This is a genomic window from Nitrosomonas sp. Nm84 (assembly GCF_003201565.1).
In the GTDB taxonomy this organism is placed as follows: domain Bacteria; phylum Pseudomonadota; class Gammaproteobacteria; order Burkholderiales; family Nitrosomonadaceae; genus Nitrosomonas.
Map to the genome: position 1 here is coordinate 1 of NZ_QJJP01000035.1, position 12,703 is coordinate 12,703.

Annotated in this window: 7 protein-coding genes and 1 pseudogene; 1 reads left to right on the forward strand and 7 read right to left on the reverse strand. The window is 49.0% G+C overall.

Annotated features, from left to right (window positions below):
• Positions 1 to 857: 857 nt before the first annotated feature.
• Positions 858 to 1,385 (reverse strand): peroxiredoxin, encoded by a 528-nt coding sequence (locus C8R34_RS14340; protein WP_110341745.1) that lies wholly within the window; start codon positions 1,383 to 1,385, stop codon positions 858 to 860.
• Between the two features lie 149 nt (positions 1,386 to 1,534).
• Here C8R34_RS14340 and C8R34_RS14345 point away from each other — a divergent pair.
• A pseudogene (locus C8R34_RS14345) lies at positions 1,535 to 1,853 on the forward strand (transposase); the annotation flags it as partial.
• Between the two features lie 146 nt (positions 1,854 to 1,999).
• Here C8R34_RS14345 and C8R34_RS14350 read toward each other — a convergent pair.
• From C8R34_RS14350 to C8R34_RS14375, 6 genes are all read right to left on the reverse strand, one after another.
• Complete coding sequence (locus C8R34_RS14350) at positions 2,000 to 4,186, reverse strand: penicillin acylase family protein (RefSeq protein WP_132467112.1); 2,187 nt, start codon at positions 4,184 to 4,186, stop codon at positions 2,000 to 2,002.
• 95 nt (positions 4,187 to 4,281) lie between these two features.
• A complete protein-coding gene (locus tag C8R34_RS14355) occupies positions 4,282 to 5,901 on the reverse strand; it encodes a fatty acid--CoA ligase (protein WP_110341779.1) in 1,620 nt (539 codons plus the stop codon).
• 45 nt (positions 5,902 to 5,946) lie between these two features.
• A complete protein-coding gene (locus tag C8R34_RS14360; protein ID WP_110341751.1) occupies positions 5,947 to 9,066 on the reverse strand; it encodes an efflux RND transporter permease subunit in 3,120 nt (1,039 codons plus the stop codon).
• Positions 9,063 to 10,253, reverse strand: a complete 1,191-nt coding sequence (locus C8R34_RS14365) for an efflux RND transporter periplasmic adaptor subunit (RefSeq protein ID WP_110341753.1) — start codon at positions 10,251 to 10,253, stop codon at positions 9,063 to 9,065. Before C8R34_RS14365 ends, C8R34_RS14360 begins: the two co-directional genes overlap by 4 nt.
• Positions 10,254 to 10,301: 48 nt before the next feature.
• Positions 10,302 to 11,669 (reverse strand): efflux transporter outer membrane subunit, encoded by a 1,368-nt coding sequence (locus C8R34_RS14370; protein WP_110341755.1) that lies wholly within the window; start codon positions 11,667 to 11,669, stop codon positions 10,302 to 10,304.
• A gap of 77 nt (positions 11,670 to 11,746) precedes the next feature.
• Positions 11,747 to 12,700, reverse strand: coding sequence for an alpha/beta hydrolase (locus tag C8R34_RS14375; RefSeq protein ID WP_110341757.1), 954 nt, complete (start codon positions 12,698 to 12,700; stop codon positions 11,747 to 11,749).
• Positions 12,701 to 12,703 lie beyond the last annotated feature (3 nt).

Consider the following 12,703-nt stretch of genomic DNA (forward strand, 5'->3'; position numbering starts at 1 on the left):
GCCTATCATCCTGCCAGCCATGTTTATATGGTTTTCAGTGGCTTGGGGCTATATTTCTCAAAAAAATGGGCTTAAGACTTAAGTAAGTGACATTCGGGTAATGACTAAGCAATACGGAACTCACAGACGTCGTGATAAAGAAATGCGCCAGGAACATATTGATCAAATATTGAAGTGAATTATATGAGCGAAAACACAAAAGTTATTTTATATCTAATACTTATATTTGCAATACTAATAGCTTCGTTAATATATTCCAATAACGAAAAAGAATCTTGCGAATCAAATGGTGGTGTTTATGCTAGGCAACACATGAGTTGGTCGTATGAATGTACAACACCAACACCTAAAGTTGAGCCATGAACAAATTCCCTGGCAAGCATTAACTAAAAGAATAGGGCATCCTACAGAAAAGCTGAAAGGTTGGTATAAAATGTACCAGCTCAGACTTGATCTAACAGGCACATCGTTAAATCGGGTAACTGTCGATCGGGTCTGGATTACTACACAGAGCATTAGTTGTTACTACTTTAAGTGTCAAGAAAAAAACGCACACACGCCGACTAGCGTGTTTTTCATAACCCCTATTGCAAGCCCTCTTCCTGATTTAATGAATTAATCGCAACCACGTAACAGAAAGATAAAAAACAAGATCGGTATGGGGACGCCTACAAGCCACAGTAAAATGTAACCTATTTTCCCCTCTTGCTGCCTTTTCAGAGCTGCTGCGATTCTTGATGAACCGACGCCTTTCGTGAGGCGACTAAAGTGATTGGTTTTCAGCATCTTGCGATCTCCTTTTTAATTTCAGTCCGCTGGATTGAGGTTGATGATAGAAAATTAAGGGCAATCCAGACTCATTTGCTATGTTTTAAATAATCCAGCATGGTATCAACATCACTGACAGTAAATGGATCATCCGGGTAATTGTCAGCTTTACCGGGTTCACTGAATAATTTACGAATCTCTTTATTCTCGACAACCATGGAATAGCGCCATGAGCGGCTACCAAAACCAAAGTTTTCTTTTTTAACCAGCATGCCCATTGCTTTGGTAAAGTCGCCGTTTCCGTCAGGCAACATTTTTACATGCTTGATGTCCAGATGCTTACTCCATTGATAAATGACAAAGGCATCATTGACACTCAAGCAATAAACCTCATCAACATCCAGAGCAATGAGTTCCTGATATCGTGCATCATATCCAGGCAAATGTTTATTCGTACAAGTTGGTGTATAGGCACCAGGAAGAGCCAAAACAACAATTCTTTTCCCTTTAAAAATGCCATCGGTGCTGACATCCTGCCAACGAAATGGATTATCGCCACCGATACTCTCGTCGCGAACACGTGTTTTAAAAATCACATCAGGCACACTTGCAATCATGTTAAGACTCCTTGGTTTATTAGAATCTTGTTCAAGTGGTTCACCTAAAATTAATTTAGCCATGGCCACAGCATAAAGTAACACTTCCCATCACCAATTTTTATTATCACACGCAAAACTAAACACAGTCCGTACGGTAGCGAACGGATAGACTGGACAAGCCGGATATCTTCAATACTGACCAAGGTTGCCAATTCACCAGCTTGGAATTCACCGGGCTGCTGAAGGATAACGGTATCCAGATCAGCACGGACGGTAAGGATAACTCGTGATAATGTATTTGCCGAGCGGCTTTGGAAGAGCGCAAAATACGAAGAGGTATATCTGCACGCCTACGACAGTGCATGTGATGCAAAACAAGGCTTAGAATATTTCATGTTCTACGACCAAAACAAACCTCACGCCGCGCTTGACGACAAAACGCCAAATGAGTTCTACTTCGATACCTGCTTACAATGCAAAAAGTAGGGTCGGCATTAACGCAAGATTTCCACTTAAAATATGCGAAAAATTGCCCAATTAAGTGAGGCCACTTCTAACCAAACAGTCTCCGGAAATCCCGGAGTGGTTCAAATTTGCAGGCTCGAATTTAAAAACAGCGTTTTGCAAAGATCTCAATATGTTAATTTCTCACGCAACGCCAAATTCGTTTCAATCTCTTCCAGTGTACGCCAGGCAGGCCGAAGCTGCTGTTTGGCAGCCAGATGCAGTTGATCGCCTATTTCAAAAGCATTGTCCTGGGTAGCGTTACCATAGGTTGTTAATACCTGGGCGCGAACAGGCTGTGAAAATTCAACCAGCGCAACATACGTATCACCGGAAGATGATTTAAACTTACCATCTTCATCTTGCTGGTAAATAATTTCGCGAAAAACGCCTAATACAGTACCCGCGCCATTACCGGGCAAATCAATCTTACCGCGACGCAAACGAGCAATATCGCCCCAGGCTATATCGAGTGCGCCAACAGTTGCTTGCAATTCACTGGCGGCATCATGCAAGGCCAGTATTGCCAACGACACATCTGCCAAACCACGCGGCGTGGTCAGTGGTTGAGCCGAATCAAAAGGTTGTGCATAAAAGAGATCGCCAACAAGCTGACCAGAGGTAAAGTCGTGATTGGGATCGGCATCTGTGGCTTTGGTAATCGTTCTTTCCAACCATTTCTCGAACCAGATGCCGAAAAGCCATCCTCCTTGACTTTCTGCTAAATATTGGCGATCCCAGCGATTCAGCACATCGGCAGCCTGTTGCAGCAACGGATCGTGACTCGCGCGCGCAGCAGCGACCAGTTCATCAAGCAATTGATCAGCAACCAAAGCACGTGTTGAATGCTTAGCAGCAATCAATTCAGCATAACTCATTTGTTGATGTTCATTCAGCATCTGCAATCCGCGCAGCTCGCGATTATTGGTCACATCAGCTGCAATGTTGGGTGGATACTGGTTTTTATCGAGGAAAGGTATCGTCATATACCAAGGTGCGCCATTGGAATTTTGTACCCAGCCGCCGGCAGGATCGATCGACTTAGGCAAGCCCGCATAGGCATGTGTTTTTGTCCAGATCAGACTCGAATCATCCCCGCGCACAGGCACACGCCAGAAGGCTGCATCCCCCACGTCCCGCACCGGGATAATGCCATTGAAAGCAAGCATAATATGTTTGTCCGTATCCGCATAAATCACATTGAATAACGGCAAATGCTGGCCTTGCAGCACATTCTGAAATTCTTTCAGGTTACTGGCATGCCCCATTTCCCACCACTGCCGGTTCATGCCAGCCAATAATGATGTTTCCAATAAAGCAAAACGTACCGCTAAAATTTTCTCACCCATTTCGATCACTGGCCCTTGTTTGGCCCGATGAATGCGCAAAGATTCTCTTGCCATGCTGCCGTCCTGCTGGCGGACTTGAATAACTTCGGTCGTGGTATTAAAAGATTGCATCATGCCGTCCAACAAATAGCCTTCATCCAATGCGGATCCTGCCAGTTTCAGTTGGTAGAGATCGCAACCATCCATGGTGTTGACGGTATGCGTCCAACCCAAATGATCGTTAAAAGCGATCTGCAAAACAGGAGAACCCACCAACGCTGTGCCATAGAGATTCACATCCGGCAACAGGAAGTGTGATTCATAGAATGTCTCCAATCCGCGCCAATCCAGATGCGGATTGGCAAGCAACATGGCGTTGCCGCTGGTTGAATAACCGGGGCCCAACGCCCAGCCATTTGAGGCAACCGGTTGGTCAATAAAATCAAAACCCGGCAATACCGCACCGCACTCGGAAGTGCCGGCAATAAAAACGGTCATCACCCGCGTGGTATGTGCAATCACATCTTGCGGCGTCACCGGCAATACCGCTCTAACCGCATCGGAAATGGTCTCCGGGTGCCGGCGCGCGAAATCATTGATGCCGGCGGCAAACGCATCCAAGTTGGCGCGGAAAGCAACATCTTGCTCCACATACCACTGCTCAGCCAGATGCGGAATACCCAACACCCGCACAGATCGGTCCGCGGGCAAATAGCTCTCACCAAACATTTCAGCACCGCGCCCACGCGCCACAGCATAAAGTTTGAGCAACAAATCGGCATGACTGCGCATCTGCGCCCAGCCAAAAGCATAGAAGGCACCGCTATCTTTCTTAGCAACAATATGCGGAACACCCCAGGTATCCCACAAAATTTCCGCACTGCTATGAATTTGTGCTGGCGACTGGATAGGCTGCTGGCAAGCGCTCAGGAATAGCGTCGTGAATAGCATGCACCCCAATGAACACAACACGGATCGGATTTTCACGTTAATTTCCTTGATTGAAACTAGTTTTCTGATGGGGATGGGATTTAAACAAAGTGTATGGCGCAAAGAACCGATGCAGTCTCGTCATGAATCGCTTAACTTGCGGGAATGTGCTCAACGCGCAAGGCCTTTTTATCGATTTTGCCCACACTGGTTTTAGCAATGGCATCAACCGGTTTGAATTGCGTCAGCAGCGCATGTTTTGAAATCGACCCACGCGCGATAAATAACCGCAACTGTTCCTGTGCGGCCGATTCATTGAACAAGCTCTTATCTACAACCAACAATGCCAGCGGGCGCTCTCCCCAGCGTTTATCCGGCATGCCAATGACGGCAACTTCCCTGACACCGGAAACCAAGGCTAATGCATTTTCCACTTCCAGTGAGGATATCCACTCACCGGCAACTTTGATGACGTCTTTCAGACGATCGGTAATGCGCAGATAACCATTTGGATCAATGACACCAATATCTTGCGTGTGCAGATAATCACCGCGCCAGAGCTCCGCGCTGGCTTCGGAATTATCCAGATACCCCTGTGTCAACCAGGGCGCACGCACCACGATTTCACCGCTGCTTTGCCCATCATGAGCCTGCAACTGCATCGCCTCATCGACGATTTGCAAATCCACCAGCGGTATCGCGCGTCCGGCACAACATAAGTCGATCAGTGCGTCATCCGTTACCGAATCTTGCGTGTTTTTACTGCCAGTCATTTGAGCCAGCGTCAATATGGGCGCAGTCTCAGATAAACCATAACCGGCAAAGCAATCGACCCCCATTTCTAGCGCTTGTTTGGCTAGCGCTTGCGGCAATGCTGATCCGCCAATCACAACTTTCCATCCATGCAAATCCACCTCGGATGCTTGCGCTGCTGTCAGTACCATTTTCAATAAAGTAGGTACGCAATGTGAACAAGTCACCTGTTCTTCACGAATCAGTTTCAGCAACATATCGGGCACGTAACGCCCCGGATAAACCTGTTTCAAACCCAGCAGTGTAGCGATATAGGGAATGCCCCAGGCGTGCACATGAAACATCGGTGTCAGCGGCATGTAGACGTCTTCGGAGTGAAATCGTTGCCGTACTGCCGATGCCGTCAGCGCCATGCCCGCCGCCAGCGTGTGCAGCACCAATTGCCTGTGCGTGTAATAAACACCTTTAGGTACACCGGTGGTGCCGGTAGTATAGAAAACCGTCGCCCGGGTATTCTCATCAAAATCCGCAAAATTAAAATCATCTGCCTGATTCGCCAACCAGGATTCATATTCATTATCAAATTGCAAAATGGTCTGCGGCACTGTCGCCCCATCCGCGATGACAGTCAACTTGCGTATTCCAGATAATTCCTCACGAATGCTTTCTATAATCGGAATGAAATCTGCATGCAACAACAGCATGGACGCGCGGGAGTGATTCAGCGTATAGACAATCTGCGCCGGCGTCAGTTTGGTATTGACCGTCATCATCGTTGCACCGTACATCGGTATGGCGAAATAGCATTCGAGATAACGGTGGCTATCATGATCCATGACTGCGATCACTTCACCTTGCCGGAAACCATCGGCTGCCAGTGCGGCGCCGAATTGACCAATGCGAGCATAAACCTGACGATAGCTCAAGCGCAATTGATCGCGATAAACAATTTCTTGTTCTGCCGCATTCGCCAAAGGCGTATACCAGAGTTGCTTCAGTAGCAGGGGATACGATGTCATTTTTCCTTCCAATGAATGAGAGATTTCAGCTGGAGAATCCATTGATCAGCTTATGAGTAGGCTTCTGATTGGATATTTTTTTAAAACAACACAACTGACTGGCACCAGCAACAAAGTGACCAAAGACGAGAAAAATATACCAAATGCCAGCGTGATCACCATCGGCATGAGTTTCTCAGCATCCGAGCTTTGTTCACTGATGAGTGGCAATAGCCCCATCACAGTAGTCGCTGTGGTTAGGAATATCGCGCGAAAACGTGCCTTACCCGCCAGAACTACAGCCTTATAAATCGATGTGTTTTTCTGTAAAATTTCATTGATTTTTGCAACTAGTATCAAACTATCGTTGATAGCAACTCCCCCTACGGCAAATAACGCCACATAAGATTCCAGGGATAAAGGAATTTTCAGCAACAGATGGCCCAATACTGCGCCAACGAAACCGAATGGAGTGGCCAGCATAATGACTAGCGGTTGTGTATAAGAACGTAGCGGAACAGCCAGCAGCGCGTAGATTCCCAGTACCGCCAGTGCGCCATAGCCCCATAAAGAAGACATGGCTTGCTCCTGCTTTTGCCTGGATTGACCTGGTTCGATCTTTAGCCCTGGATACTGTGCTTCCAATTCCGGAATCACATGGGCGCGCAAATCAGCAAGAATAACCTCAGCATTCGCCTCTTCTTTAAAAACTTCCGCACTGATTGATTGGATTCGCTCCCGGTTTTGTCGGGTAATACTGGCAAAGCCAGGGGTATACTCAGCTTCGGCCACTGCGGCAAACGGAGCAGTGCTGCCGTTGTCCAGTTTAATCGGCATGCGATATAAATCATCCAGGGAACGGCGCTGTTCGGAAGGAAAACGCAGCATCACGCGGATTTCATCCCGATTCTGGTAAAAACGCTGTACCTCCAGTCCAAAAAATCCATGACGCACTTGCTCACCCAGGCTTTGCATCGTTAATCCATGGAGCGCCGCTTCAGGCTTAAGTTTGAGGCGCAATTCAGGTTTACCTGCCTGCATGGAGCCAGCCACGCTGTGTACGCCGGCATAGGAGGAAAGCCTGGCTTTGAGGATTTCTCCTGCAGCACTTTGCAGCGCAGCATCGGCTGCAATTAACTTTAACTCGATAGCTTTTGCAGCATGCGTGGCAGGCATACCCATATCCCGTGGCCAGAAGGTCTGGAAAGACAGCGTCGCGCCAGCAGGAAGTTCACCAAAACGCTCCTGCCATTGCCTTTTAATACTATCCACTCTGGAACGAATACGTTCGTCAATCGCTATTTCGATGTCTACAAAACTGGAGTTGTCATCAATGACAGCGATAATATGCTGAAAACTATCTTTTAATTTATCCGATGTACCGAATCCGAGCTCGGTATTTAATTCAACCCGGATCTCGCTGGCAATATGCTCCAGGCGCATCATTTGATGATTCGTTTCTTCGAATGGAGTGCCCGCCGGAAGCTGAAGAATGGCAAACAAATAATAGTCATTCACAGGTGCTTCCATCACACTGTGAATGCGTCCGGAAAAAACAAGTGCGCCAGTAATGATTAACACAATGGAGAACACCGATAGCGTTATATAGCGAAACCGCAACAGTGACTTCAGTACCGGGATATACACATCATCAATAAGCCATTGCAGTCCGGCATCTACCCGTTCCTGGATCGCGCTGATAGTCGCAGACCAAGCATTTTGTTTTTTAGCAGGTGTGAAATTAACGGCCAGGTGAGCAGGTAAAATCAGTAGCGCATCCAGCATCGAAAACGCCAGGGTTACGATAATCACCAGGGAAATGTTGTACATCAAGTATCCACTGAGTCCCGGCAAAAACAGTCCGGGAATGAAAGCAATCATCGTGGACGACACCATCAACACTACTAATGGTGCGACCTCCAACGTCCCGCTGATTGCACCCGATAAACCGGGTCGCCCTCGCTGCTGATGCGTGTAAATATTCTCACCCACGACAATGGCATCATCCGCCAACACACCCAGAATCAGAATCAGAGCGGCAATTGAGTAAGTATTCAGCGAGATTCCCAACATCGGCATCAACCAGAGTGCTCCCAGCAGGGAAATCAAAATACCGCAACTCATCCACAACGCTAGATAAAATCGCATGGTAAACATCAAGATCAGGAAAACCAGAATAAAGCCCGATACTGCGTTTTCCCACAGCATGGACATATTATGATCATAATATTTTGACCAGTCGTCCCAAGTGGTAATGCCGATCCCATGAGGTAGTTCAGGACGAAATGCTGCAATGACTTCGTTGACCGCTTCCACCGTGGTTTTGATCCGGTCTTTTGAAATTACAAATATCTGCACAGCCGGTTTACCATCGATTCTTGCCAATATATCCCTGTCACTGACCGTTTCACGAATCTGCGCAACATCACCGAGCAGCAAGCGCGTACCATGCGAATCGGGGCGCAGATTAATTGCCGCATAATCAGCCACGGTCATCGCTTGATTATTACTTCTTAACAATAGCTTGCCGTCAGATTTCTTCAGTTCCCCTGCCGGTATATTATTGGAAGCAGCGCGAATGATTTGTGCCATCTCCTCAAAACTCAGTGCATGGCGGCGTAAATCCGCTGCTGTGATTTCAATCGATATTTCATAGGAAAGTTGAGGCCAAGGCGTCAGCAATCCGATATCCGGGTGTTTGCTTAACATGGCTTGCAATCGATCGCGTTGACGCATCAAGGTCAGCATATCGACTTCACCATGCACCATGATGGTTACCGCCGATGTACCAATTTTCATTTCCTGGATTTTCAGTTTCTCAACCTCTTTCGGAAAAGTCGTGATGCGATCCATCCTGGCTTGGACGGCGGCCTGAAAACGTGCCGACCCTATTGCAGGATCAAACTCAACGATAATCTCGCACTGCGCCTGGTGAGCCGTTGAGTTGATATGCCGGATCCCCTCCAGATCATGGATAGCTTCTTCAATCGGGATGCACAACGCTTGCTCCACTTCCGCAGGACCCGCACCGGGGTAGTCAATCTCAATTTGCAGCTGATTCTGTGGTGCCGGTGGAACGGTGTGGCGCTTGGATATCGTCAAACCCAGCACCCCTCCTGCAATAATCAGCAACATGAGAAAGTTGGCAGCGATTGGATTCTTGGCAAACCAGATGATCAGTTTCATGGAGCAAGCTCGATGGGTGTCACTGCCGTCCCTTCAACCGGATGAGACAAGCCGGAAACCAATACGCGTTCCCCCGCATTTAATCCGGCCTTAACGATGGCTTGTTCGCGTTCTCTCCTGAGTATTTCCACAGCACGGAAACGTAAGCGGTTATCTTGATCCAAGACGGCGACCTGATTATTCCTGAGCAATGCGCTCGCTGGCAAAACAGTCAAATTATCGAACCAACGTCCTTCGATGTTGGCTTCGACAAACAGGCCGACCGGCAAAATGGCAGCGAATGATTGCGTACCCGATAGTTCAGGTTTCTTTGCACTCAGACCGAACGGATCCGGAATTTGTGCAATCACCATGACCATGCCGGTTTCTTGATCGACCACGCCTTCACTACGCACAATATGGCCCAGCCAAGTTTGCTGTTGTCCTTGGTAGTTTGCGGTAAGTTTCACCGCTGTTCCTTGTGTGGATTGCGTACGATTGGGTAAGTCCGGGAAATCAACGAAAACGAGTTCTTGCGTGCTTAAGGGCAGGCGTACTTCCGCCAGGTCGCTGTTGTAGATTCTGCCTAATACGACACCGCTGCTGAGATATTGTCCCATCCCCACTTCTTTGTTACGCACCCGGCCATCGAAGGGTGCGCGTATGTCGGTGCGCTGCCGCAGCAACCGGGCATTCTTCAGTTCTTCTTGTTCGGCTGCAAGTTTTGCTTTTTTTTCCCTCAGTTGCGGAATCCTCAGGCTGAGCGGATTGGGGTCTCCTTGCCCCAGATGCTGCCATTCATCGCGCGCCTGCTCGGCTTCCGCTTCTTCTCGTGTCAGTTGGTATTGCGCCTCCATTACCCGGGCTTGCGCTTGCGCTACCCGCAGGTCATATTCCGCCGGATCAATCGCAACCAGCAGGTCGCCTTTCTTGAAGAAACCACCACTGACAAAGGCGGGAGAGATTTTAATGATATTGCCCGAGACGCCGGTCACCAGGTCTATCTCGGTTTGTGCCATGACCCGTCCTTGCGAGCGCACGTCCATGCGCAGCCGCTCCGGTTTCACCGTGATGACGCGGACGGCAGGCGGTTGGACGATGTCTTCCTGCTGCTCGGTTTGCGGTGGCGAATTCACAATGGCCAGCGCGGCTAAGCCGCCTGCAATCGCAATCGTAAATGCGATGAATAATTGCCGACGTATGTTCATAAATAGGTAATAATCAAATTCCGGTTTACAGTCACTGCATCAACCTCATCACACATTTCCGCCCAGTGCCAGATACAGATTAATGCGGTTGCTGAGCAATTGCCGGGTGACCGATAGGTGGGCGCTTTGGGCATTGAGTGTGCTGCGGTAGCTGTCCAGTAACGTGAGGATTCCAATCAGGCCATTACGGTAAGAATAGACCGCCATTTTCTGGCTGGCTTCCGTTTGTTCGACAGCTTTCTTGAGCGATATTTCTTGTTGCCGCAGCCATTCTTCGGCCGCCAGTGCTTGTTCAACTTCGCGGAAAGCGTTCAGTGCGGTATTTTTGTAAATATTCAATGCTTCCTCTGCAAACGCTTGTGTACGAAAGATTTCACCCTGGATGCGCCCGCCGGTAAACAAGGGTTGCATGAGTCCGGCAAATACATTCCACGCCGCAGACCGGGGATCGATCAGGTCGGTTAGATCGGCGCTGCGTGTGCCGCCGGCAGCCGTCAGGGTAATGCGCGGCAGTCGCAATTTTTTCGCGCTGACGGCTCTCAGATCGTCGGCTTGCAGACGTCTGAACGCGGCGACCAGGTCCGGTCGCCGTTCCAGCAGTTCGGCAGGTAAACCGGCAGGGATGGTAGCAGGCAAATGCGGCAGCATTGCCGATGCGACTTCCTTTCCTGCCGGATAATGTCCCAACAAAATCTCCAGTCGGCGCGCGATATTCTGGATCAGGTTGCGTGCTTCCTTGAGTTCCGCTTCGGCATTGGCCAGATCCGTGAGCGCCAGACGCAAATCCAGTCCCCGCACCAGGCCGCGTTGGAAACGCCCGCGTACCAGATTGGCAATGATGGTACGGTCTTTAATCGATTGCTCGACGACTGCTACCAGAAGTTTTGCTTCCGTCAGTTCAAAATAGCTTTGTGCCACCCGCGCTGCCAGGGATAGCCGTGCACCGTAATAGTCGGTGTTCATCGCGTCCGCTTCGAGCACGGAAGCTTGCTGGAAATCGCGTATCCGTCCCCACACATCCACTTCCCAGCTCAAACCAAACAGCGCTTCAAACACACCGAATCTGGATGAGCCAAAACCCGCTTCACGAATCTGAACCTGCTGGTGATCGGCAGTGAAAAAAAACTGCGGCCAGCGGCTCGAACCGTCAATACGCGCTTGCGCAACCGCCGCGCCCACCCGTGCCGCTGCCGCTTTCAGTTCATAGTTGTTCGCCAACGCAGTGTCTACCAGAGCATTCAACTGTGCATCACCGAAGGTTTGCACCCATTGCGTCGGGATCGGTTGATTAACCGCTTCACCCTCTCCCCATTGATCCGGTAATGCCGCGCCGACCTCTTCAGCTTGTCGTTGCGGTGCTGTCATGCAACCTGCCAGAATAAAAGACAGCACCACCCAAATAAAAATCCTAATCACCGAGATCCATCCCACTCCATTTAACAGGGCGCTTGATAATCAATGAAGCCTGAAGACTCAAGCGCGAGTTACTCAATCTATCTAGGATAAAATGCATTGGCAAGCTCGCTTGCTATGTCTTTACGCACTTGATCGGCTTCACTGACAATGTTCCCGAGACGAGCAAAATCATGCGTCATTCCGGAATAAATTTTGACCTGCGTGGAAATACCGGCAGCTTTAAGCTTTTCTGCATACGCGATTCCTTCGTCAAGTAAAGGATCGTATTCAGCCAAAACCAGAAAGGCTGGCGCAAGATTACCCAAGTCACTCGCTTGCAGTGGTGCAAAACGCCAGTCCGCTCGATCGGCATCGGTACGAAGGTAATTGGTAAACATCCACTGAAGCGTTTTCGCTTCGAGTAAATAACCTTGCGCAAAACGACGATGCGATTCGGTATTCTGCCAGACGCTGGTACAAGGATAAAGTAATACCTGGCGTACTGGCTGCGGCCAATTCTCATTATGGGCTGCTATCGTTAATCCGGCGGCCAATGCCCCACCTGCGCTATCCCCTCCGACGGCCAGACGGGTGGCATCCAGATTGTATTCAGATCCGCTGGATAACACCCATTGATAGGCGTCTTGTGCATCATAAACAGCGGTTGGGAACCGATATTCCGGTGCTAAACGATAGGCTACATTTAATACACAGCAAGGTGTCAAGGCTGCCAATGATCGACATAATGAATCATGAGAATCAAGACCGCCGATGCAATATCCGCCACCATGAAAATACAGCAATACTGGCAAAGATCCTGTCTTTTCCATAAATTCGACAGGTGAATAGAGTCGCGCATTGATGGATTGACCGTCACGGCATGGAATGCGAATGGTAGTGGCACTTCCAACCGGTGGTCCGGGAACATCCAATATCTGCGTTGACGCATCGTATTCCATACGCGCTTTTTCAGGCGTCAGTGTGTGCATCGCAGGTCTCTCACCTGCTTCGGCAAGCTCAAGAAATGCCGCCAAATCCGGATTAAGTGGCATCAA